Source organism: Photobacterium sp. R1 (assembly GCF_054600795.1).
Genome location: NZ_BAAHZP010000011.1, coordinates 104,910 through 129,547 on the forward strand (window position 1 = coordinate 104,910; position 24,638 = coordinate 129,547).

Consider the following 24,638-nt stretch of genomic DNA (forward strand, 5'->3'; position numbering starts at 1 on the left):
TTCAGCTCCCCGGACAGAAGTTTGAGTGATCGTCTCCGGCACATTCCGTTTTCCAGACTAGACCGTGTTCACTATTGTCCGGCAGCAGCCGGATTTCTGCATTGGCGGGCAGGCTGCCTTTGCTGTGACCATCCGGAATACTGCTGATCACCCCGGTGCCCGTGCGAACGCTCAGGCTGTTGCCGGTGTGGGTTGCCGTGACGGTGGAACGGATTTCAAAACTGTCACCATTCCCCTTATCGAAGCGCTGGGAATCCGGCACGCCGTTGCGACCGCTCTGGCAATCAATGGTGCGGGATGCGCCGGAGACCTGACGCGTCATCAGGCACAGGCTGACGGCTGTTTTCATGGCGGTGGTTGCGTGGAGCATTTCGGTTGCATGCGCTCGCTGGGTGTAGCCCTGATAAGCCGGCATAGCAAAAGCGCTCAGTATGCTGATGATTGCCACGACAATCATGAGCTCAATTAAGGTAAATCCTCGGGATCGGGTCATTGCAGTCTGCCTTTCACTGAAAAAATCGCAGTCAGCATAGGGAGCGGGGATGCACTGAAAAGCATGACCGAAGAATTTTCCGGTCCTCTTCAAACGAGCGGGTGAAAGCCTGGGTTATTACATATGAGTGCTGGAGATGTCTCGACAGCATAAAGGGATGAATCGGGGGATAGAAAGTAAAGAAAACCGGCATTTTTCGTCTTATTGAGATGGGGTGAAAGGTAAGTAACTGTGTGCATATCTCTCAAAATCGAAAGTAAAGCCTTTGAAAAACATTACTTTTTATGTGTGTTCTTGAATATCAAACTCAGATCACAGATAGGGGGTGAGCAAAAACGAAAATATTTACTTTCGTCATCTCAGTTAATACGCTCACTCGCTCAAAAAATACCATCGCAATAATGATAATAATGAGGTTACCTCTGAATGTTTGGAATATTTCAACCTAAAGCGCATCAGCCTCGGCTTCCGGCCGATAAGCTTGATAGCACCTATACCCGCCTCCGGTGGCAGCTCTTCATCGGTATCTTTTTCGGATACGCCGGTTATTACCTGGTTCGTAAGAACTTCAGTCTGGCGATGCCTTACCTGATCGAGCAGGGGTTCAGCCGTGGTGATCTGGGTGTTGCCCTGGCCGCAGTGTCAATCTCTTATGGTCTGTCCAAGTTCCTGATGGGCAGTGTATCTGACCGCTCAGATCCGCGTTATTTCCTGAGTGCCGGTCTGCTGATGTCGGCTCTGGTCATGTTCTGTTTTGGTTTCATGCCGTGGGCAACGGGCAGTATTACGGCCATGTTTATCCTGTTGTTCCTGAACGGCTGGTTCCAGGGCATGGGCTGGCCTGCCTGTGGCCGGACGATGGTGCACTGGTGGTCCCGGAAAGAACGGGGAGAAATCGTCTCAGTCTGGAATGTGGCTCATAACGTCGGTGGGGGTCTGATTGGTCCGCTGTTCCTGCTGGGTCTGTGGGCTTTCCAGGACGACTGGCGCGCAGCCTTTTATGTGCCTGCTTTTTTTGCCGCGCTGGTTGCTGTCTTCATCTGGATGACTGTCCGCGATACACCTCAGTCCTGCGGATTGCCGCCGATTGAAGAATACAAGAATGATTATCCGGATGATTACGACAAGTCGCATGAAACCGAGATGACCGCGAAGGAAATCTTCTTCAAGTATGTGTTCTCGAACAAGCTGCTGTGGTCCATTGCAATTGCGAATGCCTTTGTTTACCTGATCCGCTACGGTGTACTGGACTGGGCACCGGTTTACCTGAAAGAAGCCAAAGAATTTACCGTGGATAAATCGTCCTGGGCTTATTTCCTGTACGAGTGGGCCGGGATCCCGGGTACCCTGCTGTGTGGCTGGATCTCTGACAAACTGTTCAAAGGCCGTCGTGCACCGGCTGGTATCCTCTTCATGGCGCTGGTTCTGGTGGCTGTGCTGGTTTACTGGTTTAACCCGGCAGGTAATCCGACAGTGGATATGCTGGCGCTGATCGCCATCGGCTTCCTGATCTACGGTCCGGTGATGCTGATCGGTCTGTATGCGCTGGAACTGGCACCAAAGAAAGCTGCGGGGACAGCGGCAGGTCTGACAGGTCTGTTCGGCTACCTGGGTGGCGCTGTGGCAGCGAATGCCATCCTGGGTTATACCGTGGATCACTTTGGCTGGGATGGCGGCTTCATCGTTCTGGTCGGCTCTTGTGTCGCATCAATCGTCTTCCTGTTGTATGCCTTTGTGGGCGAACGCGCACATCATGAGCAAAAAGCCCGTGAACAAGCAGTTGCTTAAGGTTTTGCTTTAATTTTCAATATATACAGGCCGTTTCATACATGTGACGGCCTGTTGTTTTGTGGCGTCTGACAAACAAAATATGGATAAAAATATGAAACTAAACGTAATTGGCTTATCAATGGCTGCCCTGACACTTTCTTCTGCAGCTTTTGCAGATCCACTGGTGATTGCACACCGCGGTGCTTCAGGTTACCTGCCGGAACATACGCTGGAAGCGAAAGCGATGGCTTATGCCATGAAGCCTGACTACATCGAGCAGGATGTGGTCATGACGAAAGATGACCAGCTGGTGGTCCTGCACGATCATTTTCTGGATCGTGTGACTGATGTTGCGGAGCAATATCCGGATCGTGCCCGTGCTGACGGTCGTTATTACGCGATTGACTTCACGCTGGCTGAAATTAAAGGTCTGAAGCTGACCGAAGGTTTCAATATCGATAAAGATGGCAAGAAAGTAGCGGGTTTCCCACAGCGTTTCCCACTGTGGAAATCGTCTTTCACTGTCCCGACGCTGCAAGAGGAAATCGAGCTGATCCAGGGGCTGAACAAATCGCTGGGTTACAACATCGGTATTTATCCGGAAATCAAAGCGCCTTGGTTCCACCGTCATGAAGGGAAGGATATTTCGAAAGCCGTCCTGAAAGTACTGAAAGAATATGGCTACGACAGCAAAGATGACAAAGCTTTCGTTCAATGTTTTGACCCAATCGAGCTGAAGCGTATCAATGATGAGCTGATGCCGGCGATGAAGATGGATCTGAACCTGGTTCAGCTGATGGCCTACACCGACTGGAACGAAACCATGGTGTACAAAGGCGATAAAGCCACACCATACAACTACGACTGGATGTATGAAAAAGGCGGCATGAAAAAAGTGGCTCAGTATGCTGACGGCATCGGTCCATGGAAGCCAATGCTGGTGGATGACAAGTCAACCAAAGACAACCTGATCATCCTGCCGCTGATGAAAGATGCGAAATCTGCCGGTCTGGTAGTTCACCCGTATACTTTCCGTGCAGACGAAGGCCGCATTGCGCCTTACGCTGACAGCTTTGATGACATGCTGGACGTGTTCTACAACAAAGTGAAAGTGGACGGTGTGTTTACCGACTTCCCGGACAAAGCGGTGTCTTTCCTGCATCGCGGTTAATCACAACGATAAGTAAGACCGATTCAAAAGGGAGCGCATGGCGCTCCCTTTTATTTTGTTTTTGTTTTCTGCGTATCTTTGTTTTTGTTTTCTGCGTATCAATGAGCAAGCAATACTGAGTTGAAACGCTGAGTTGAAATGCTTACTTGAAACGCATCGACAGATCCATTGCCCGGACATGCTTGGTCAGGGCGCCAACAGAGATATAGTCGACACCGGTTTCAGCAAAAGTACGCAGGGTTTCATCGGTCACATTGCCGGACACTTCGAGCGCGACACGGCCCTGATTCAGTGCTACGGCTTCACGCATCATGTCGGTGGTGAAATTGTCCAGCATCACGATGTCGGCACCGGCCTCAATGGCTTGCTTGAGTTCATCCAGACTTTCGGTTTCCACTTCAACCGGTTTGCCCGGGTTCAGCTGCTTGGCTGTTTCTACGGCCTGTTGAATGCCACCGCAGGCAATGATGTGGTTTTCCTTGATCAGATAAGCATCGAATACACCGATACGGTGATTAAAACCACCGCCGCAGGCCACGGCATATTTCAGCGCATTGCGCAGGCCGGGAATGGTTTTCCGGGTATCCAGCAGCCGGGTTCCGGTGCCGTCGAGCAGGGCGGCATAATGCGCGACCTGAGTTGCACAGCCGGACAGGGTCTGAATGAAGTTCATGGCGTTCCGTTCTCCGGTCAGGAGAATCCGGGACGGGCCACGAAGAGTGCAAAGCACCTGATTGGGTTCAACCGGATCACCGTCGCTGACCTGCCAGTCGATACTGACTTCATCACCCAACTGACGAAACACTTCATCGGCCCACAGGCGGCCACAAAATACCCCGTGTTCTCGGGTAATAATGGTGGCTTCCCCCTGGCTGTCTGCCGGGATCAGGCTGGCTGTGATATCGCGGCCGGCATCAAGGTCGCCGCCGAGATCTTCACGCAGGGCATCGGCGACATTGCGTCGAATATCTTCAGGCAGTTGCTGACGCAGGTAGGCCAGGCGTGACTCAGAATCGTGTTTTTGTTCCGTAGGGCTCATCGTCGTTTTCCGTAATGGCTGAAGCAGAGATCGAAATGAGCCCGATCATACTGTGAGATGTTGGCAAGGGGAAGGCATTCTCGGGTTGAGTGGGAGGGGGAACAGGTTTTATGCTTGGCATCTGAATGACAGAGACATCACAGGTAACCTTATGGCATTTACCATCAATCAAGACCACTGGCTGGAGCAGGTGCGGCAGGTGCCTTCTTCGCATTGCGATATACGGGAAGATGAGCAGGATATCTCGTTACTGGTGATCCACAACATCAGCCTGCCGCCGGGCCAGTTTGGCGGGCCGTATATCGAGCAGTTGTTTACCGGTACCCTGGATCCGGCCGGGCATCCGTATTTTGCGGAAATTCATCAGCTGCGGGTTTCAGCCCATTGTTTGATCCGTCGAGATGGGGAAGTGGTGCAGTTTGTGCCTTTCAATGCCAGAGCCTGGCACGCCGGCATGTCTGAGTTTGGCGGCCGGGAGAAGTGTAATGATTTCTCGATCGGGATTGAACTGGAAGGAACGGACACGCTTCCTTACACCCCGGAGCAATATGACGCCCTGAAGGCACTGACACAGACTTTAATGCAGACGTATCCGGCGATTACCCGTTCTCGTATTACCGGTCATGAGTTTATCGCACCCGGCCGGAAAACTGATCCGGGCCTGGCCTTCGACTGGAGACGCTATAAAACTGCGCTGAAAGTTTAAAAAATTTTGGGGGTATTTTACAAAAAGTGACATATTTCCCATTGTGACAAAAATGTTAAATAATTGGTCTGACCATTAACCTTTTCCGTGAATCTTGTTCGCAACACACGGAAAACTAGTCTAAAGTTGCCATAATTTTTGGCTTTCAGTCTGCTGAAAGGGAATATTTGCTTCCATTTCGGCCATGACCTGAATCAAGTTGTCGGTAGACATCCTCAATTATTTCTGTAAAATTTCTGTATATAGTTAAATTGGTATGACCAATTAACCGGTCGCAGGGTCGAGTTGTAAGATAAAAAATTACAAGAAGCAGAACGATATAAATGACTTATAAGCGTATCCGCCAAGCGAAGCTCTCAGACGTCATTGAGCAGGAACTTGAGCGACTGATTCTGGAGGGGATCTGGTCCCCCGGACACCAACTGCCGCCTGAACGTGAGTTAGCGCGGCAGTTTGACGTTTCACGTCCGTCAGTCCGCGAAGCGATTCAACGCTTAGAAGTCAAGCATCTGCTGATCCGTCGTCAGGGCGGCGGTACCTTTGTCTCTGATCAGTTATGGCAAAGCTTTTCTGACCCGCTGCTGGACTTGCTGGCAGCCCACCCTGAAACACAACTCGATTTACTGGAATCACGCCACGCCCTGGAAGGGCTGGCCGCTTACTATGCTGCCCTGCGCGGAAATGAAGATGATTTTGACCGTATCCGTGACTGTCACAGCCGGATACAGGAAGCCCAGCAACAAGGGGATCTGAAGTCTGAAGCTGCCGCTGTGATGCAGTACCTGATTGCGGTGACCGAATCCGCACACAATCTGGTTCTGCTGCATATTATCCGCAGTCTCGCCCCATTGCTGGAGCAAAACGTATACCAAAACTTTGAACTCCTGAACCGTCGCCCTGAGGTGGTGGAGAAGGTGAGCAAGCACCGAGCCGACATTGTGCATGCGATCGTTTCCGGTCAGCCGGAAATGGCGCGAGAAGCATCGCATGCACATTTGGCTTATATCGAGGAAACATTGTTGGATTTAACTCTGGAAGACAGCAGACGTGAACGCTCTCTTCGCAGGATTCAACAACGCAAGGACGGGCTGGATTAATACCTCCCTCATATAAGCCGAGGTCGGTATCAAACAGTCGCGACATTGTTAGGGGCAAACCCAAGACCCTAGTTTTGTAGAATATCAACGAAAGGATAGATCGCATGTCTGAAGTCATGAAGAATGACGTGGACGCACTGGAGACCCAAGAGTGGCTAGCAGCCCTGGAGTCCGTCGTTCGTGAAGAAGGTGTAGAGCGCGCACAGTACCTGCTGGAGCAAGTGCTGGAAAAAGCTCGTCTGGATGGTGTCGACATGCCGACTGGCATCACCACCAACTACATCAATACCATTCCTTCGGCGCAAGAGCCGGCTTATCCGGGTGATACCACACTGGAACGCCGTATTCGTGCAATTATCCGTTGGAACGCCGTGATGATCGTACTGCGTGCTTCTAAGAAAGATCTGGAGCTGGGTGGCCACATGGCTTCTTTCCAGTCTTCTGCTGCTTTCTACGAAGTGTGCTTTAACCACTTCTTCCGCGCATCGAACGAGACCGATGGTGGCGACCTGGTTTACTATCAAGGTCACATCTCTCCGGGTATCTACTCCCGTGCCTTCGTTGAAGGTCGTCTGACTGAAGACCAGCTGGACAACTTCCGTCAGGAAGTGGACGGCAAAGGTCTGTCTTCTTATCCGCACCCGAAACTGATGCCTGAATTCTGGCAGTTCCCGACTGTATCTATGGGTCTGGGTCCAATCGCTTCTATCTATCAGGCACGTTTCCTGAAGTATCTGAACGGCCGTGGTCTGAAAGATACCTCTGCTCAGCGCGTTTACGCCTTCCTGGGCGACGGTGAGATGGATGAGCCGGAATCACGTGGTGCCATTTCTTTCGCTGCGCGTGAGAAACTGGACAACCTGTGCTTCCTGATCAACTGTAACCTGCAGCGTCTGGACGGCCCGGTTATGGGTAACGGCAAGATCATCCAGGAACTGGAAGGCCTGTTCAAGGGTGCTGGCTGGAACGTTGTGAAAGTGATCTGGGGTAACAACTGGGATTCTCTGCTGGCAAAAGATACCTCGGGTAAACTGCTGCAGCTGATGAACGAAACCATCGACGGTGACTACCAGACTTTCAAAGCGAAAGATGGTGCCTACGTTCGTGAGCATTTCTTCGGTAAATACCCAGAGACTGCAGCCCTGGTTGCTGACATGACTGACGACGAAGTGTTTGCACTGAAGCGTGGTGGTCACGAGTCTTCTAAACTGTACGCTGCGTTCAAGAACGCGCAAGACACCAAAGGCAAGCCAACTGTGATCCTGGCCAAGACCGTCAAAGGTTATGGTATGGGTGAAGCTGCCGAAGGTAAGAACATTGCGCACCAGGTGAAGAAAATGGACATGACACATGTTCTGCACCTGCGTGACCGCCTGGGTCTGCAAGACCTGGTTTCTGACGAAGCCGTGAAGGGCCTGCCTTACCTGAAGCTGGAAGAAGGTTCGAAAGAATTCGAATACCTGCACGCCCGTCGTCAGGCGCTGCACGGCTACACGCCGAAGCGTCTGCCAAACTTCACTGGCGAATTCGTATCTCCTGAGCTGGAAGAGTTCAAACCACTGCTGGAAGAGCAGAAGCGTGATATCTCAACCACGATGGGCTTCGTACGTGCGCTGAACGTGCTGCTGAAGAATAAGAACATTGGTAAGAACATCGTTCCTATCATTGCTGACGAAGCACGTACTTTCGGTATGGAAGGTCTGTTCCGTCAAATCGGTATCTACAACCCGCACGGCCAGAACTATACGCCGCAAGACCGTGACATCGTGTCTTACTACAAAGAAGACACTGCGGGTCAGGTTCTGCAGGAAGGGATTAACGAGCTGGGTGCGATGTCTTCGTGGGTTGCTGCTGCGACGTCTTACAGCACCAACGACCTGCCAATGATTCCGTTCTACATCTACTACTCGATGTTCGGCTTCCAGCGTGTTGGCGACATGGCGTGGATGGCGGGTGACCAACAGGCACGCGGCTTCCTGCTGGGTGCAACTGCGGGTCGTACAACGCTGAACGGTGAAGGTCTGCAGCACGAAGATGGTCACAGCCACATCATGGCAAACACCATCCCGAACTGTATTTCTTACGATCCGACTTTCGCATACGAAGTTGCAGTCATCATGCAAGACGGTATCCGTCGCATGTACGGCGAGCAGGAGAACGTGTTCTACTACCTGACGCTGATGAACGAAAACTATGCGATGCCAGCAATGCCGGAAGGTGCTGAAGAAGGTATCCGTAAGGGTATCTACAAGCTGGAATCTTACGCGGGCGATAAATCAAAAGTTCAGCTGATGAGCTCCGGTACCATCATGAACGAAGTGCGTAAAGCGGCTCAAATCCTGAGCGACGATTACGGCATCGCATCTGACGTCTACTCTGTAACCTCATTTAACGAACTGGCCCGTGACGGTCAGGACGCAGAGCGTTACAACATGCTGCACCCAGAAGCTGAGCAGAAAGTATCTTACATCGCTGAAGTGATGGGTACTGAGCCTGCGATTGCAGCAACTGACTACATGAAGAACTACGCGGATCAGGTTCGTGCCTTCATCCCAGCTGAATCTTACAAGGTTCTGGGTACTGATGGCTTTGGCCGTTCTGACAGCCGTGAAAACCTGCGCCGTCACTTCGAAGTGAACGCTGGTTACGTGGTTGTTGCGGCTCTGACCGAGCTGGCGAAGCGTGGTGATGTTGAGAAATCTGCAGTTGCTGAAGCAATCAAGAAATTCGACATCGACGCTGACAAGATCAACCCGCTATTCGCGTAAGAGGCAATAAATAATGGCAATCGAAATTAATGTACCTGACATCGGTGCTGATGAGGTTGAAGTAACTGAGATCCTGGTCAGCGTTGGTGACAAGGTCGAAGAAGAACAGTCGCTGATCACCGTAGAAGGTGACAAAGCTTCTATGGAAGTACCGGCTTCTCAGGCGGGTATCGTGAAAGAAATCAAAGTAGCGGAAGGCGACAAAGTGTCGACCGGTTCTTTGATCATGATTTTCGAAGCGGAAGGTGCAGCAGCGGCTGCACCAGCGCCTGCAGCTGAAGCGGCGCCAGCACCTGCAGCGGCTCCGGCAGCAGCAGAACTGAAAGAAGTTCATGTGCCGGATATCGGCGGTGACGAAGTTGAAGTGACTGAAATCATGGTTGCTGTCGGCGACAGCATCGCAGAAGAGCAGTCACTGATCACTGTGGAAGGCGACAAGGCTTCGATGGAAGTACCAGCACCATTCGCTGGCGTTCTGAAAGAAATCAAAGTTGCTGCGGGTGACAAAGTGTCTACCGGCTCTCTGATCATGGTCTTCGAAGTAGCAGGTTCAGGTGCTCCGGCAGCGGCTCCTGCAGCAGTTGAAGCGCCAGCAGCAGCTCCTGCGGCAGCGGCTGACAAAGAAGTGAACGTACCGGATATCGGTGGCGACGAAGTTGAAGTCACTGAAATCATGGTTGCAGTTGGCGACATGGTGACAGAAGAGCAATCTCTGATCACTGTGGAAGGCGACAAAGCTTCGATGGAAGTACCAGCACCATTCGCTGGTAAAGTAAAAGAAATCAAGATCGCGACGGGTGACAAAGTGTCTACCGGCTCTCTGATCATGGTCTTCGAAGTAGCAGGTGCAGCACCGGCTGCGGCACCTCAGGCAGTGGCTCCGGCGGCAGCCCCGGCAGCAGCTCCGGCTCCGGCAGCAAAAGCTGAAGCCCCTGCAGCGACCGGCGATTTCGTTGAAAACAACGAATACGCACACGCGTCTCCGGTTGTTCGTCGTCTGGCACGCGAGTTTGGCGTGAACCTGGCGAAAGTGAAAGGCACTGGCCGTAAGAACCGCGTTCTGAAAGAAGACGTTCAGAACTATGTGAAAGAAGCGCTGAAGCGTCTGGAGTCTGGTGCTGCGGCATCTGGCAAAGGCGACGGTGCGGCTCTGGGTCTGCTGCCTTGGCCGAAAGTTGATTTCAGCAAGTTCGGTGAAACCGAAGTGAAGCCTCTGTCTCGCATTAAGAAGATCTCTGGCGCGAACCTGCACCGTAACTGGGTGATGATTCCGCACGTGACTCAGTGGGATGATGCTGATATCACTGCACTGGAAGCATTCCGTAAAGAGCAGAACGCGATCGAAGCGAAGAAAGATTCAGGCATGAAGATCACCCCGCTGGTGTTCATCATGAAAGCAGTTGCGAAGACGCTGGAAGCCTTCCCTGCGTTCAATTCTTCTCTGTCTGAAGATGGTGAGAGCCTGATCCTGAAGAAATACGTCAACATCGGTATCGCGGTTGACACGCCAAACGGTCTGGTTGTACCTGTGTTCAAAGATGTGAACAAGAAAGGTATCTACGAGCTGTCTGAAGAACTGATGGTTATTTCTAAGAAAGCGCGTGCCGGTAAACTGACTGCATCTGACATGCAGGGCGGCTGCTTCACCATCTCAAGCCTGGGTGGCCTGGGTGGTACTGCATTCACACCAATCGTGAATGCACCGGAAGTGGGCATCCTGGGCGTGTCTAAGTCTGAGATGAAACCAGTATGGAACGGCAAGGACTTTGAACCTCGCCTGATGCTGCCATTGTCACTGTCTTACGATCACCGTGTGATCGACGGTGCCGAAGGTGCACGCTTCATTACTTACCTGAACGGCATGCTGTCTGACATTCGTCGACTGGTGCTGTAATAGGTGTGACCCGAGATTCCTTGCCCGATAAACGGGCAAGGAATTGTTGCCTGGCTCACAGGGAATGCCATTTTCCTTTTCAGGTTGATAACAGGTCTGTAAACTGTTGCGCGGTCTGAAAATAAAAATATAACGCATTCTGCCTTACAGCCAGTTTAGGGATAGATGACTTACAACGAGGTCAATAATGAGTAAAGAAATTAAAGCCCAGGTCGTAGTTCTAGGCTCAGGTCCTGCCGGTTACTCTGCCGCTTTCCGTTGCGCAGACTTAGGTCTGGAAACGGTTCTGATTGAAAAATACAGCACTCTGGGTGGCGTGTGTCTGAACGTGGGTTGTATCCCATCGAAAGCACTGCTGCACGTGGCGAAAGTCATCGAAGAAGCGAAAGCCATGGCCGAGCACGGCGTGGTCTTCGGTGAGCCGCAAACCGATATCAACAAGATCCGCATCTGGAAAGAAAAAGTCATCAACCAGCTGACTGGCGGTCTGGGTGGTATGGCGAAAATGCGTAAAGTAACGGTAGTGAACGGTTACGGTAAATTTACCGGCCCGAACACCATCGTTGTTGAAGGCGAAGAAACCACCACAGTGAACTTCGATAACGCGATTATCGCTGCGGGTTCTCGTCCGATCGAACTGCCATTTATCCCGCATGAAGACCCACGTATCTGGGATTCTACTGATGCGCTGGAACTGAAAGAAGTTCCTGAAAAACTGCTGGTGATGGGCGGCGGTATCATCGGTCTGGAAATGGGGACTGTGTATGACGCACTGGGCTCTCAGATCGATGTGGTTGAAATGTTTGACCAGGTGATTCCTGCGGCAGACAAAGACATCATCAAAGTCTTCACCAAGCGTATCAGCAAGAAGTTCAACCTGATGCTGGAAACCAAAGTGACTGCGGTTGAAGCGAAGGAAGACGGTATCTACGTATCAATGGAAGGCAAGAAAGCACCTGCTGAGCCTGTTCGTTATGATGCGGTTCTGGTTGCGATCGGCCGTACACCAAACGGTAAGCTGATCGACGCTGAGAAAGCTGGCGTTGCCGTTGATGAGCGTGGCTTCATCAACACTGACAAGCAAATGCGTACTAACGTACCACACATCTTCGCGATCGGTGATGTTGTGGGTCAGCCAATGCTGGCGCACAAAGGTGTTCACGAAGGTCACGTGGCTGCAGAAGTCATTGCCGGTAAGAAACACTACTTCGATCCGAAAGTGATTCCTTCAATTGCTTACACTGAGCCAGAAGTGGCTTGGGTTGGTCAGACTGAGAAAGAAGCGAAAGCAGAAGGCATCAACTACGAAGTTGCAACCTTCCCATGGGCAGCCTCTGGCCGTGCGATTGCTTCTGACTGTGCCGACGGTATGACGAAGATGATCTTCGACAAAGACACCAACCGCGTGATCGGTGGTGCAATTGTGGGTACCAACGGTGGTGAGCTGCTGGGCGAAATCGGTCTGGCGATCGAGATGGGCTGTGATGCTGAAGACATCGCGCTGACCATCCACGCTCACCCGACGCTGCATGAGTCTGTGGGTCTGGCTGCTGAAGTGTTCGAAGGTTCGATCACTGACCTGCCAAACGCAAAAGCGAAGAAGAAAAAGTAAGTCATTACCTTTTCTGAAAGCATGAAAAAAGCGCCTATCAAGGCGCTTTTTTGTTTTCTGTGACCTGCCCACAACATGGTGTCTGTCCGGTCTGATTTCCCCGCCATCGCGGCGGGGCTGCCTTGATTATTGTTTGAAGCTGCTGACCATGCGTTCCAGACGGACCGACAGCGCATGCAGGTTCTGGCTGGAAGAAACCATCTGATTGGCGGTTTCTGAGGTACGCTGGGTATTCTCGTTGATCTCTTCAATATTCACGTTGATGTCGCTGACCACAGTGGACTGTTCTTCTGTCGCTGTGGCGACCTGGGTGTTGAGATCGGATATCTGCAGGATCTGTTCATTGATCAATTGCAGGGCCTTGGTGGCATCATCCGCAGCCTGGGTGCCGGCTTCCGTCAGCTGCTGACTGCTCTGCATGGCATTGACCGCATTCTGGGCTTCCTGCTGCAGACGGTCGATCATGGTCTGAATCTCATCGGTGGATTTCGCAGTCCGGCTGGCTAAGTTACGGACTTCTTCTGCCACAACCGCAAAGCCGCGGCCCTGTTCTCCGGCACGGGCGGCTTCAATGGCGGCATTGAGCGCCAGCAGGTTGGTTTGCTCAGATACCCCGCGGATCACTTCCAGAATACCGCCGATCGCAACCGTGTTATCGGCCAGATCGCTGATGACCCGGGCCATGTTGTTCATATCAGCGGCCAGCTGTTCGATGCTGTCCTGAGCACTCAGAACCACTTGCTGACCATTGCTGGTGGCAGAGGTTGCCTGCGAGGCTGAATCAGCCGCAAAGGCTGCATTGCCTGCGATTTCATTGACTGTTGCTCCCATTTCATTGATGGCGGTTGCCACCTGCAGGGTGCGGTCACGCTGATTCTGGCTGTGAGACAGGGTGGTTTGTGCGTGCGTGGAAACGTCTTCTGCGGCAACCCGCAGTTCGGTTCCCGTGGCTGCAACATCGGCCACCAGGGTATGGATCTTATTGGCAAAGGCATTGAAGCCTTCGGCCAGTTGCGCCATTTCATCCTTGCCGGACACCGGGATACGGCGGCGCAGGTCACCATCGCCTTCTCCGAGTTCACGGAAGGTTTCAGCGGCCTGCTGAATCGGTCCGGTGATGGTATGGCTCAGATAGATGGCCAGTGCGATAAACGCCAGGGTTGTCAGTACGACCAGCAGCATGACGTGCTGGCTGGTTTCCGCCAGCTGGGCGAAGACTTCTTTCTCAGGGACCTGAGCAATCAGGAACCAGTCGATGGACGGAATATAGCTGGAAGCCAGCAGCAGGCTCTCTCCCTGATATTCTGTGGTAAACAGGTTAAACGGTGTTTTTTCCAGCAGAACCCGGCTGTCCGGGCCGAAGCGGTCGATCAGACGGGATTTGTCCGGATTACGGGTGTTGGGATCCAACTGGATCACACCCTGTGCATCGGTCAGGACCACAAAACCGCTTTTTTCCAGTTTGAATTGCGACAGCAGGTTGGCCATGTCATTGAAGGAGCGGGAAAAGCCCGCCATGCCTTTGCCGTTGGTCTGCTGGTAATTGACAAAGAGCTTCAGCTCACCGTTCGCTTCCCGGAAGACCTGAACCATTCTTGACTTGTTGCTGTCACGGAAGCCGAAGAACCAGCTATCCTGAGCGGGATTCAGGCGTCGCAGGAAACCATTCTGGTTCCAGTAATCACCGGTCTGGCGGTTTGCAATGGACGCATCATTCAGGCCATATTGCGCTTTCAGGGTGTTCAGCTGTTCAATCAGCTGCTGGTCATCGGCCGCACTGACGGGTTGATCCAGCAGTTTCAACGTCGCCGTATTGGAAGCCAGTTGCTGGCTGGCATTTTGCAATTGTTTGACTTCGGATTCGACCTTGTCACGAAATTGTGTCAGCCGTGTCGGCAGCTCAGTATTGAGCAGGCGCGTCTGAATAATATCCTGCGACTTGCTCAGGCTGAGGTAGCCAACCAGGGCACAGGACGCGATCACGGCGATACTCATCGCGAGTGTAAGTTTTTGTCTGATGGAAAGGTGCTTGATATTCATGCATCAATTCTCTGTTGCTACCGGTGTATCTGCGGTATAAGTGTGCGGATTAGTTGTGTTTTCAGGTCAGCCTTTGGGAGGCCGACCGCGTGATCAAAATGGTGTTTCAAAAAAGGATGTTACGGTTTTTTGCATTATTTCTTGTGATATCGGCAGTATTTCCATCAACTTTAGTGCTTGCAGAGCAAAAAAATGCTGAGCGGATCAAGGTCGGGCTGGTGCTGGGCGGCGGTGGCGCAAAAGGCGCAGCCCATGTTGGCGTGCTCAAAGCACTGGAAGAAATGCAGATACCGGTGGACTACATCGTCGGAACCAGCATGGGGGCTTATGTCGGGGGGCTGTATGCTTCAGGCATGAGTGCAGATGAAATCGAAGCCATTCTGAATACCGTGGACTGGGCGTCCGGTTACGAAGACCGGGTGAAGCGCAGTGAACGCCGGGTCCGGGAAAAACAGCAGGAAGACCGGTTTCAGATCATCACAGATTTCGGATTTTCTTTCTGGGAAATCAAGGTGCCCCGGGGCTTCGTTCAGGGGCAGACAATGGGGGAAATCCTGCGGACCACTTCAGGGAATCTGCCCTGGATGGCTAGTTTTGATGAGCTGCCGATCCCTTACCGGGCAGTCGCAACGGATATTGAGCATCTCAAACCTGTTGTCTTGTCCGGCGGCGATCTGGCGGAGTCGATGCAGGCCAGTATGTCGGTACCGGGGTTATTACCGCCGGTAAAACTCGATGGCAAATTATTGGTCGATGGCGGGATCACCAATAATCTGCCGATTTCGGTGGTCAAGGCTATGGGAGCGGATGTTGTGATAGCCGTCGACATCAGCAATGACTTCAAAACAGCGGATGAGCTCACCGACTATCTGGTGGTCATGGATCAGCTGACCGATTTTATGGTGCGGGACAATGCGGCCCGCCAGGAATCCTTGCTGCAGGATGCTGATTTTCTGCTGCGGCCCGATATTCAGGGCATTACTACCACAGACTTTGACCGGATGCCCGAAGCCTTTGACAGCGGCTATCACACGGTACAGGCGCAGCGTTTTCAGCTCTCGGCCCTGGGAAGTGCCACTATTTATCAGGACTATATCGAGAAAAAACAGGCCGCGCGCCGCCAGCTGGAGTTTCTGGAAGAAGGGCGGATTGATGAAATTAAGCTGATCAATAACAGCGATTATGCGGATGCGGTGTTGCTCGACCGTCTGCAGCTGAAGCCGGGCATGAAAGTCAATACGGAAAAGCTCGAGAAAAGTGTCCGCGATCTCTATGCGCTGGACCGGTTTGAGCGGGTGGATTACCGCATTGTGCGGCGGAATGACCGTCATATTCTGATCCTGGAAGTGAAAGCCAAAAGCTGGGGGCCGAACTTCATTGATATGCGATTTGCTCTGGAAGATGATTTTGCCAATAACACGGACTATTCGATTGGATTGGCGCTGACGGCAACCGGACTGTCAGAGAAGGGTGCTGAGTGGCGGAATGAACTGGAATATGGTTCGGACAAACGCATTGCCTCTGAACTCTATGTGCCTTTCACCAGTGATCAGGAATGGTTCTCCGTGCTGGGGATGGCGTATGACGTGACCAATACGCATGTCACGGTTTCCGGTGAGGAACCGGACCTGAGAAAGATTGATGATTTCCTAGCTGCCCGTTTCAGCGATGTGTCGATTGACAGTTCGATCGGTTGGCAGCCAGCGCTGTGGCAGGAATTCAGGCTGGGTTACCTGTTTGGCAACGGGGAGACTGAGTTTCCCGGGATTCTCCAGCTGGGACGTGAGAAACGCAGCAGTCGTCGGATTTATCTCAGATACAATCTGGATACACTGGATGATTTTACCTTGCCCAAAGACGGGCACTATTTCCTGGCTGAGGTCGCGTCGTCTGATGACAGCGTTCGCTATAAGGGAGAGAAGTTTTCAGATTCCTCACTGCATTTCGATATTGGCTGGAAAGGTGCCTACACCTTTGGTCGCCATACAGTCATGGGTAAGGCGGAGTACGGTAAAGTCCGCTCCGACGCAGATCTGCGGCTCGATCCGAAAGAACTGGGCGGCTTTCTGAATTTATCCGGGATCCCGAAAAACAGTTTGTCCGGGAATAATAAGCTTTTCTCAGCATTGGTTTATCGTTACCACCTGATGGATAACGACTTTGGTTTGTTTAATTCGTCCATTTATTTGGGGGGCTCTGTGGAATGGGGCGGGGTGTACAATAACCCGGATCTCTCAGCCTCAGAAATTCCGGGCTATTATGCCGGGAGTATTTTTACCGGAATTACAACACCATTCGGGCCATTCATTCTGGCTTATGGTCAGACCGAAGAAGATCTGAGTTCATTTTATTTATTCTTTGGAGGAGAGTTGTAAGAAGCGGATTTTTCATGTTTTGTGAATGTTGTAAAAGTCCGTCCGATTTTAATTTTTAGTTAAAAATGGTATGCTCCGTAACCGGTTTTGGTCTCTCCTGCACGCCACAAAGGTCTGAATCAAATCAAGCATAATGCGTGCGAGAAAACCGGAGAGGGCAATCACTTCCAAGGATGTTTAACCGGTTGGTTAAACCGAAAAAAGAGGAATATGTCGTGCTTGAAGCCTACCGTAAACACGTCGAAGAGCGTGCTGCCGAAGGGGTTGTTCCCAAGCCTCTGGACGCCGAGCAAACTGCTGCTCTGGTTGAGCTGCTGAAAAATCCCCCTGCAGGCGAAGAAGCCGTCCTGATTGATCTGCTGGAAAACCGCATCCCGCCGGGTGTGGATGAGGCAGCATATGTGAAAGCCGGTTTCCTGGCAGCGATTACCAAAGGTGAAGCCTCTTCCCCTATCGTCAGCAAAGAAAGAGCCGCTGAACTGCTGGGCACCATGCAAGGTGGTTATAATATTGAGCCGCTGGTCAGCCTGCTGGATGACGCCGCGCTGGCTCCGATTGCCGTGAAGGCCCTGTCTCACACCCTGCTGATGTTTGATGCTTTCTATGATGTTGAAGAGAAAGCAAAAGCCGGCAATGAGTTTGCCAAACAGGTGCTGCAGTCCTGGGCTGATGCAGAGTGGTTCCTGTCTAAGCCTGAACTGGCTGAAAAAATCACCCTGACTGTCTTTAAAGTCACAGGTGAAACGAACACCGATGACCTGTCTCCGGCACCGGATGCATGGTCTCGTCCGGATATCCCGCTGCATGCGCTGGCCATGCTGAAAAATGAGCGTGACGGTATTGAACCGGATCAGGCTGGCAGCATTGGTCCGATGAAGCAAATTGAGGCCCTGAAAGAAAAAGGTCATCAACTGGTTTATGTTGGTGATGTTGTGGGTACAGGTTCTTCCCGTAAGTCTGCGACAAACTCCGTGCTGTGGTTCATGGGTGATGACATTCCGCATGTTCCGAACAAACGCGCCGGTGGTTATGTCCTGGGCGGTAAGATTGCGCCAATCTTCTTCAATACCATGGAAGATGCAGGTGCACTGCCAATCGAAGTGGACGTGACTGCCCTGAACATGGGTGACGTGATTGATGTTTACCCGTTCAAAGGTGAAGTCCGCCGTCACGGCAGCGACGAAGTTGTGTCGACTTTCAAGCTGAAAACAGACGTTCTGATTGACGAAGTCCGCGCCGGTGGCCGGATTCCTCTGATTATCGGTCGTGGTCTGACGGACCGTGCCCGTGAATCTCTGGGTCTGGAAGCATCGAAAGTCTTCCGTCGTCCGCAGCCTGTTGCCGATACTGGTAAAGGTTATACGCTGGCCCAGAAGATGGTGGGTAAGGCATGTGGCGTCGACGGTATCCGTCCCGGCACATACTGTGAGCCGAAGATGACGACTGTGGGCTCTCAGGACACCACAGGCCCGATGACCCGAGATGAGCTGAAAGATCTGGCATGTCTGGGTTTCTCGGCTGACCTGACCATGCAATCATTCTGTCACACCTCGGCCTATCCGAAGCCGGTGGATGTGAACACGCACCATACCCTGCCTGATTTCATCATGAACCGCGGCGGTGTCTCGCTACGTCCGGGTGACGGCGTGATCCACTCCTGGCTGAACCGTATGCTGCTGCCTGATACCGTCGGTACCGGTGGTGACTCGCATACACGCTTCCCGCTGGGTATTTCTTTCCCGGCTGGTTCTGGTCTGGTTGCTTTCGCTGCGGCGACAGGTGTCATGCCGCTGGATATGCCTGAATCCATTCTGGTTCGCTTCAAAGGCGACATGCAGGAAGGTATTACCCTGCGTGATCTGGTTCATGCGATTCCTTACTACGCGATCAAACAAGGTCTGCTGACCGTGGAGAAAGCCGGTAAGATCAACGAATTCTCTGGTCGTATCCTGGAAATCGAAGGTGTTGAGCACCTGACGGTGGAGCAGGCGTTTGAACTGTCTGATGCGTCTGCTGAGCGCAGTGCTGCGGGTTGTACCGTGAAACTGTCTCAGGCTTCTGTGGCAGAGTACCTGGAATCGAACATCGTGATGCTGAAGTGGATGATCGCTGAAGGTTACGGTGATCGTCGTACCATCGAGCGTCGTATCACTGCGATGCAGGAGTGGCTGGCGAACCCGTCACTGATGGAAGCCGATACAGATGCAGATTACGCGCATGTGATCGAAATCGATCTGGCTGAGATCAAAGAGCCGATTCTGTGTGCGCCAAACGATCCGGATGATGCACGTCTGCTGTCTGATGTTCAGGGCACAGCAATTGATGAAGTCTTCATTGGTTCCTGTATGACCAACATCGGTCACTTCCGTGCTGCCGGTAAGCTGCTGGATAAATTCGGTGGCCAATTGAGCACCCGGATGTGGGTTGCACCGCCAACGAAGATGGACCGTGACCAGCTGACTGAAGAAGGTTACTACGGCATCTTCGGCCGTGCCGGGGTACGGATTGAAACGCCGGGATGTTCTCTGTGTATGGGTAACCAGGCGCGTGTTGCTGACAAAGCGACCGTGATGTCAACGTCGACCCGTAACTTCCCGAACCGTCTGGGTACGGGCGCGAATGTCTTCCTGTCATCTGCTGAACTGGCTGCTGTGGGTGCAATTCTGGGGCGTATTCCGACGCTGGATGAGTATCTGGAGTACGCGAAGCAAATCAATGCAACGGCAGCAGATACATACCGTTATCTGAACTTCCACCGCATGGATCAGTACACCAAACGTGCTGATGATGTGATTGTTCAGGCGGCGGTGTAATCCGGTCTGCTGACAACATGTAAATTGAAAGGGAGCCGATGGCTCCCTTTTTTAGTTCTGTTTTTTTATCCGTCTTTATGGAGATGATGCCTGTCTTTCAGCTGACCGCCCATGGTGAGCAAAGCGGCGATGTTGCGTGCTGTCAGCTCAAGGTTGGCAGCACCTTGCGCCAGTGCCTCATCCAGATCGCAGGCCCGGTTGACGATGCTGAACACAGCATCAATGCCCTGGTCGTGAACTACACTGCAGTCTTCAGACAAACTACCGGCGATCCCAATGACCGGTAATCCGAAGCGCTTTGCAGCCCGTGCCAAACCCACGGGCGTTTTCCCGTGAATACTCTGACTGTCGATCCGGCCTTCACCGGTAATCACCAGGTCGGCATCGGCGATGGCGTCGTCCAGCCGGACGGCGTCCATCACAATCTCAATACCGGGACGCAACGTTGCACCGAGTACAGCAAGCAGCGCGGCGCCCATTCCGCCCGCTGCACCAGCGCCGGGAGTGTGCCCGATATCACGGCCAAGCTGGCGGCTGAGCAAGCCAGCAAAGTGAGACAGGTTCCGGTCGAGTTGCCCGACCATGGCTGGCGTTGCGCCTTTTTGCGGACCAAATATGGCGGAGGCTCCATGGGCGCCGCAGAGCGGGTTGTCGACATCACAGGCAACTTCCAGTCTGAGCGCTGTCAGCCGGGGATCCAGTCCTGAGACGTCGATGGTCGTCAGATCTGAGAGGGCGCCACCGCCACGGCCAATTTCCTGCCCGTGCTGATCGAGACACCGGACTCCCAGCGCCTGCAGCATTCCGGCACCGCCGTCATTGGTTGCACTCCCGCCGATACCAATGATGAGGTGCTCAATATGTTGTTCCAGGGTTGCTTTGATCAGCTCGCCAGTACCGTAACTGGTGGTCAGTAGCGGGTTGCGTTCATGCATGGGCACGAGGTGCAGCCCTGATGCGGCAGCCATCTCGATGACTGCCGTTTTGCCGTCCCCCAGCAAGCCGTAAAATGCCTCGACCTGATTGCCCAGTGGCCCGGTGACGTGCTGATGGATGATTTGCCCGCCGGTCGCATCCACCAGTGACCGGACGGTTCCTTCGCCGCCATCCGCCATCGGCAGTTTGTGGTAGTCAGCATCCGGCATGACCTGCCGAAAGCCGCGCTCAATGGCATCGGCAACTTCCATCGCCGTCAGGCTTTCTTTGTAGGAATCCGGCGCAATAATTATTTTCATAAGCAAGCCTTGTCAGCTTCTGCCGGAGGCATGGGAGGAAGCTGGTTGCAATTTGTCTGAGTTCCTGACATGGTGCGCGCCTGCTTTCAGCACGCACTGCGATGCCAGGCTGTGATGATGCCTTTTGCATTCAGTCTATCGAGCAAATGATCAATCGACAAACCGCCTGGTGGCGAAAAGAACAAGAGTAGGGCAGGTATGGATTACGAGTTTAAGAAAAATATGCTGGATGGCAGCTATCATGCCGTTTTTTCCATGGGACATGAGGCCCTGGGACGCTGGCTGGTGGAAGAGGTTCAGGATGACGAGGCGAAGATCAGCCTGATCCTGACTCATCTTGGTGCACTCAAGGGCACCACGAGAGAGTGGCAGCTGTCCGGGGAAGAAATGTCGCTGAACCTGCAGGATAATGAAGCGATCGTTCAAGCCAACTACCTGTTTTTCAATACGGAAGACGAACTGGACGAAGACATGAGCCATTATGATGACGAAGCAGTGTCCTGTTGCGGCTTTGAAGATCTTGAGCAGGTTTTGCATGCTTGGCGTGCATTTATCGCCGGCCGGTAGCCCTTCCGGCTGAGAGAAGCAGAGACTTGCTTCTTTTCGGGGAATCAGCCGCACCACGATGGTGCGGCTTTTTTGTGCAATTTGATTTCTTTCTCTTTAACTTGTTGTTTTTCAATTGATATAAAAATTGGCACGAAGCTTGTTTACTTGACTGTGTACTGACTGAGGGATGCACAGGTTTAAGGAGCAGGTTAATGAAACTCATCAACGCAATTATCAAACCTTTCAAGCTGGATGATGTTCGTGAAGCACTGGCAGATGTCGGCGTCGAGGGGATGACGGTTTCTGAGGTTAAGGGATTTGGCCGTCAGAAGGGACACACCGAGCTGTACCGTGGTGCGGAATACCAGGTCGACTTCCTGCCAAAAGTCAAACTGGAGATTGCCACGCAGGCTGAGAACCTCGACATCATTCTTGAGGCAATCACCAAGGCTGCACACACGGGCAAAATCGGTGACGGTAAGATTTTTGTTTATGACCTGGACCACGCGGTACGGATCCGTACCGGTGAGACAGATGCCGAAGCATTATAACAACAAGATGTGATAAGAGGATGATGACCATGGAATTATCAACCACAGTGACTGAGTTGCGTTACGCACTCGACACCTTCTTTTTTCTGATTTCCGGTGCGCTGGTGATGTGGATGGCGGCAGGTTTTGCCATGCTTGAAGCGGGCCTTGTGCGTTCAAAAAACACCACCGAAATTCTGACGAAAAACTTTTGTCTGTACGCGATTGCCTGCACCATGTATCTGATTATCGGTTACAACATTATGTACGTCGATAATGGTGAAGGAGGATGGCTGCCATCATTCGGCACCTTGTTCGGTGCTCAGGCTGAAGGGGCGGATCACTCGCTGGAATCGGATTTCTTCTTCCAGGTCGTCTTCGTGGCAACTGCGATGTCTGTTGTTTCCGGTGCGGTTGCTGAACGGATGAAACTTTGGGTCTTCCTGATTTTCTCTGTGGTCCTGACAGCTGTCATTTATCCGATTGAAGGCTACTGGACCTGGGGTGGTGGCTTCCTGTCTGCAGCCGGCTTCAGTGACTTCGCCGGTTCCGGTATCGTGCACATGGCTGGTGCATCTGCGGCACTGGCTGGTGTTCTGCTGCTGGGTGCCCGGAAAGGGAAATATGGCAAGAATGGTGAAATTCTGCCAATCCCGGGCTCCAATATGCCGCTGGCGACGCTGGGTACTTTCATCCTGTGGTTTGGCTGGTTTGGCTTCAACGGTGGTTCTCAGCTGATGCTCTCCGATTTCGAGAATGCTACAGCGGTCGGTAAAATTTTCCTGAACACCAATGCGGCGGCGGCGGCGGGCTCTCTTGCTGCACTTGCGGTGTGTAAAACCACCTGGGGTAAAGCGGATCTGACCATGATACTGAACGGTGCGCTGGCAGGTCTGGTTGCCATTACGGCGGATCCGCTGTCTCCGTCACCCATGTCAGCTGTGATTATCGGTGTGATTGCTGGTGCTGTGGTGGTCTTCAGTATTGTCGGTCTGGATAAGCTGAAAATTGATGATCCTGTGGGTGCGATTTCTGTTCACGGTGTGTGCGGCTTCTTCGGCCTGATGGTCGTCCCATTCAGCAATGGAGATGCAACTTTCGGTGCACAATTGCTGGGCGCAGCAGTCATCTTTGCCTGGGTCTTTGGTGCGAGTTTGGCTGTCTGGGCCATCCTGAAAGTGACAATGGGTATCCGTGTCAGTGAAGAAGAAGAGATGGCGGGAATGGACCTGCACGATTGCGGTATTGATGCGTATCCTGAGTTCGTCAGTGTGAAATAATTGCTCTAAATCTGAACTAATTCACAAAAATGTCAAAAACGCTGCTACTGGCAGCGTTTTTTTGTGTTCATTTGTTTCAGCGCATTGTTGGACGAGGCTGCTACAGTATAATTGAGCGATACTGATAAACGTTATCATTCATTTTTGTATTAAGGAATTGCTCGATGAAAAAGCTGTTAGCCTCAGCCGTATTACTTGGCCTGTCTGCGCCACAAGCAGTGCTTGCTGCTGAAGAAGTCAATGTTTACTCTCTGCGCCAGCCTTTTTTGATTGAGCCAATGCTGAAAGAATTCACCGACGAAACCGGCATCAAAGTGAATGTGAAATTTGCGAAAGATGGTATCGCCGAGAAGCTGGTACAGGAAGGCGAGTACAGCCCTGCGGATGTGATTCTGACTGTTGATATCAGCCGCCTGGCGGAGCTGAGCGAGAAAGGTCTGGTTCAACCGGTGCAAAGCGAAGTCATCGAGACCAACGTCCCGGCTCAGTACCGTGACTCTGATGATGAGTGGTTTGCCCTGACACTGCGCACCCGCAGCGTTTACTCCTCCCGCGACCGTGTCGGTCATCTGCCGGACAGTTTTGACTACCTGGATCTGGCGAAACCAGAGTGGAAAGGCAAGATTTGTACCCGTTCTGGAAAACATCCGTACAACATCTCTCTGGTTTCTTCGATGATTGCTCACTACGGTGAAGCTGAAACCAAGACCTGGCTGGAAGGGGTGAAAGGAAATCTGGCCCGTAAGCCGCAGGGGAACGACCGGGGTCAGGTGAAAGCAGTGAAAGAAGGTCTGTGTGATCTGGCAATTGGTAACAGCTACTACCTGGGTAAAATGCTGAGTGATGACAGCCAGAAATCCTGGGCTGAGTCGGTTTACATTGACTTCCCGGGCCAACAGGCGAACGGCACCCATGTCAACATCAGCGGCATGGCGATGGCGAAATATGCGCCAAACAAAGATAACGCGAAGAAGCTGATGGAGTTTCTGACCTCAGACAAGGCGCAGCACATGTATGCTGAAGTGAACTTTGAGTACCCGGTGAAACCTGGTGTTGCGCGTTCCGAGCTGGTCGCGTCGTGGGGCGACTTCCGGGCAGATAAACTGCCGCTGGAAGCGATTGCCGAGCATCACAGTGCGGCGACCAAACTGCTGGACGAAGTGCAGTTTGACCTGTAAGTGAAAGAAAAATAGGGGCCGGTTGGCCCCTTTTGCACTTTTGTCTGGTATCTTTGGGGGCGTTTTTTTCGCGGACTGCTTGGACGCA

Annotated in this window: 17 protein-coding genes; 13 read left to right on the forward strand and 4 right to left on the reverse strand. The window is 52.4% G+C overall.

Annotated features, from left to right (window positions below):
- Position 1: 1 nt before the first annotated feature.
- Positions 2-493, reverse strand: coding sequence for a pilin (locus tag ACYP03_RS17715; RefSeq protein WP_459781354.1), 492 nt, complete (start codon positions 491-493; stop codon positions 2-4).
- Between the two features lie 426 nt (positions 494-919).
- On the opposite strand from ACYP03_RS17715, the gene glpT reads away from it, so the two are divergent.
- Entirely contained in the window at positions 920-2,281 is a 1,362-nt protein-coding gene (gene glpT / locus ACYP03_RS17720) for a glycerol-3-phosphate transporter (RefSeq protein WP_248143936.1), read from the forward strand.
- 94 nt (positions 2,282-2,375) lie between these two features.
- Positions 2,376-3,434, forward strand: a complete 1,059-nt coding sequence (gene glpQ, locus ACYP03_RS17725; RefSeq protein ID WP_248143937.1) for a glycerophosphodiester phosphodiesterase — start codon at positions 2,376-2,378, stop codon at positions 3,432-3,434.
- Between the two features lie 142 nt (positions 3,435-3,576).
- On the opposite strand, the gene nadC is transcribed toward glpQ, so the two are convergent.
- Positions 3,577-4,473 carry a carboxylating nicotinate-nucleotide diphosphorylase gene (gene nadC / locus ACYP03_RS17730; protein WP_459781357.1) on the reverse strand — a complete coding sequence of 299 codons (897 nt, stop codon included), beginning with the start codon at positions 4,471-4,473 and terminating at the stop codon, positions 3,577-3,579.
- Between the two features lie 151 nt (positions 4,474-4,624).
- On the opposite strand from nadC, the gene ampD reads away from it, so the two are divergent.
- The 5 genes from ampD (at position 4,625) to lpdA (ending at position 12,550) form a co-directional block, all read left to right on the forward strand.
- On the forward strand, positions 4,625-5,179 hold the full coding sequence (gene ampD / locus ACYP03_RS17735) for a 1,6-anhydro-N-acetylmuramyl-L-alanine amidase AmpD (protein ID WP_459781359.1): 555 nt from the start codon (positions 4,625-4,627) through the stop codon (positions 5,177-5,179).
- Positions 5,180-5,502: 323 nt separating this feature from the next.
- Positions 5,503-6,276, forward strand: coding sequence for a pyruvate dehydrogenase complex transcriptional repressor PdhR (gene pdhR / locus ACYP03_RS17740; protein ID WP_248143940.1), 774 nt, complete (start codon positions 5,503-5,505; stop codon positions 6,274-6,276).
- Between the two features lie 104 nt (positions 6,277-6,380).
- Complete coding sequence (gene aceE, locus ACYP03_RS17745; RefSeq protein WP_248143941.1) at positions 6,381-9,044, forward strand: pyruvate dehydrogenase (acetyl-transferring), homodimeric type; 2,664 nt, start codon at positions 6,381-6,383, stop codon at positions 9,042-9,044.
- A gap of 13 nt (positions 9,045-9,057) precedes the next feature.
- Positions 9,058-10,938: a pyruvate dehydrogenase complex dihydrolipoyllysine-residue acetyltransferase gene (aceF, locus tag ACYP03_RS17750; protein WP_459781360.1), complete on the forward strand. Its 1,881-nt coding sequence runs from the start codon at positions 9,058-9,060 to the stop codon at positions 10,936-10,938.
- A 187-nt stretch (positions 10,939-11,125) separates the two neighbouring features.
- Positions 11,126-12,550, forward strand: coding sequence for a dihydrolipoyl dehydrogenase (gene lpdA, locus ACYP03_RS17755; RefSeq protein ID WP_459781362.1), 1,425 nt, complete (start codon positions 11,126-11,128; stop codon positions 12,548-12,550).
- Positions 12,551-12,676: 126 nt separating this feature from the next.
- On the opposite strand, the gene ACYP03_RS17760 is transcribed toward lpdA, so the two are convergent.
- Positions 12,677-14,590: a methyl-accepting chemotaxis protein gene (locus ACYP03_RS17760; protein ID WP_459781364.1), complete on the reverse strand. Its 1,914-nt coding sequence runs from the start codon at positions 14,588-14,590 to the stop codon at positions 12,677-12,679.
- A 98-nt stretch (positions 14,591-14,688) separates the two neighbouring features.
- On the opposite strand from ACYP03_RS17760, the gene ACYP03_RS17765 reads away from it, so the two are divergent.
- Together ACYP03_RS17765 and acnB are read left to right on the forward strand one after the other, a co-directional pair.
- Entirely contained in the window at positions 14,689-16,965 is a 2,277-nt protein-coding gene (locus ACYP03_RS17765; RefSeq protein WP_248143945.1) for a patatin-like phospholipase family protein, read from the forward strand.
- 215 nt (positions 16,966-17,180) lie between these two features.
- On the forward strand, positions 17,181-19,778 hold the full coding sequence (acnB, locus tag ACYP03_RS17770) for a bifunctional aconitate hydratase 2/2-methylisocitrate dehydratase (protein ID WP_459781402.1): 2,598 nt from the start codon (positions 17,181-17,183) through the stop codon (positions 19,776-19,778).
- 65 nt (positions 19,779-19,843) lie between these two features.
- Here the strand turns inward: acnB and ACYP03_RS17775 are convergent, their stop codons facing one another.
- Positions 19,844-21,013 (reverse strand): glycerate kinase, encoded by a 1,170-nt coding sequence (locus ACYP03_RS17775; protein ID WP_459781366.1) that lies wholly within the window; start codon positions 21,011-21,013, stop codon positions 19,844-19,846.
- 198 nt (positions 21,014-21,211) lie between these two features.
- Here ACYP03_RS17775 and ACYP03_RS17780 point away from each other — a divergent pair, with 198 nt between their 5' ends.
- The 4 genes from ACYP03_RS17780 to ACYP03_RS17795 all read left to right on the forward strand — a co-directional run bounded on the left by ACYP03_RS17780 (position 21,212) and on the right by ACYP03_RS17795 (position 24,550).
- Positions 21,212-21,580 (forward strand): YacL family protein, encoded by a 369-nt coding sequence (locus ACYP03_RS17780; protein ID WP_248143947.1) that lies wholly within the window; start codon positions 21,212-21,214, stop codon positions 21,578-21,580.
- 194 nt (positions 21,581-21,774) lie between these two features.
- On the forward strand, positions 21,775-22,113 hold the full coding sequence (locus ACYP03_RS17785) for a P-II family nitrogen regulator (protein WP_027253649.1): 339 nt from the start codon (positions 21,775-21,777) through the stop codon (positions 22,111-22,113).
- A gap of 29 nt (positions 22,114-22,142) precedes the next feature.
- Positions 22,143-23,372, forward strand: a complete 1,230-nt coding sequence (locus ACYP03_RS17790) for an ammonium transporter (protein WP_248143948.1) — start codon at positions 22,143-22,145, stop codon at positions 23,370-23,372.
- Between the two features lie 164 nt (positions 23,373-23,536).
- A complete protein-coding gene (locus ACYP03_RS17795) occupies positions 23,537-24,550 on the forward strand; it encodes a Fe(3+) ABC transporter substrate-binding protein (protein ID WP_459781369.1) in 1,014 nt (337 codons plus the stop codon).
- Positions 24,551-24,638: the final 88 nt, after the last annotated feature.

What these genes read in the sequence shown, in the direction of transcription:
- ACYP03_RS17715 (WP_459781354.1), bottom strand. Translation starts at nt 493, where the DNA reads ATGACCCGATCCCGAGGATTTACCTTAATTGAGCTCATGATTGTCGTG.
- glpT (WP_248143936.1), top strand. Translation starts at nt 920, where the DNA reads ATGTTTGGAATATTTCAACCTAAAGCGCATCAGCCTCGGCTTCCGGCC.
- glpQ (WP_248143937.1), top strand. Translation starts at nt 2,376, where the DNA reads ATGAAACTAAACGTAATTGGCTTATCAATGGCTGCCCTGACACTTTCT.
- nadC (WP_459781357.1), bottom strand. Translation starts at nt 4,473, where the DNA reads ATGAGCCCTACGGAACAAAAACACGATTCTGAGTCACGCCTGGCCTAC.
- ampD (WP_459781359.1), top strand. Translation starts at nt 4,625, where the DNA reads ATGGCATTTACCATCAATCAAGACCACTGGCTGGAGCAGGTGCGGCAG.
- pdhR (WP_248143940.1), top strand. Translation starts at nt 5,503, where the DNA reads ATGACTTATAAGCGTATCCGCCAAGCGAAGCTCTCAGACGTCATTGAG.
- aceE (WP_248143941.1), top strand. Translation starts at nt 6,381, where the DNA reads ATGTCTGAAGTCATGAAGAATGACGTGGACGCACTGGAGACCCAAGAG.
- aceF (WP_459781360.1), top strand. Translation starts at nt 9,058, where the DNA reads ATGGCAATCGAAATTAATGTACCTGACATCGGTGCTGATGAGGTTGAA.
- lpdA (WP_459781362.1), top strand. Translation starts at nt 11,126, where the DNA reads ATGAGTAAAGAAATTAAAGCCCAGGTCGTAGTTCTAGGCTCAGGTCCT.
- ACYP03_RS17760 (WP_459781364.1), bottom strand. Translation starts at nt 14,590, where the DNA reads ATGAATATCAAGCACCTTTCCATCAGACAAAAACTTACACTCGCGATG.
- ACYP03_RS17765 (WP_248143945.1), top strand. Translation starts at nt 14,689, where the DNA reads ATGGTGTTTCAAAAAAGGATGTTACGGTTTTTTGCATTATTTCTTGTG.
- ACYP03_RS17775 (WP_459781366.1), bottom strand. Translation starts at nt 21,013, where the DNA reads ATGAAAATAATTATTGCGCCGGATTCCTACAAAGAAAGCCTGACGGCG.
- ACYP03_RS17780 (WP_248143947.1), top strand. Translation starts at nt 21,212, where the DNA reads ATGGATTACGAGTTTAAGAAAAATATGCTGGATGGCAGCTATCATGCC.
- ACYP03_RS17785 (WP_027253649.1), top strand. Translation starts at nt 21,775, where the DNA reads ATGAAACTCATCAACGCAATTATCAAACCTTTCAAGCTGGATGATGTT.
- ACYP03_RS17790 (WP_248143948.1), top strand. Translation starts at nt 22,143, where the DNA reads ATGGAATTATCAACCACAGTGACTGAGTTGCGTTACGCACTCGACACC.
- ACYP03_RS17795 (WP_459781369.1), top strand. Translation starts at nt 23,537, where the DNA reads ATGAAAAAGCTGTTAGCCTCAGCCGTATTACTTGGCCTGTCTGCGCCA.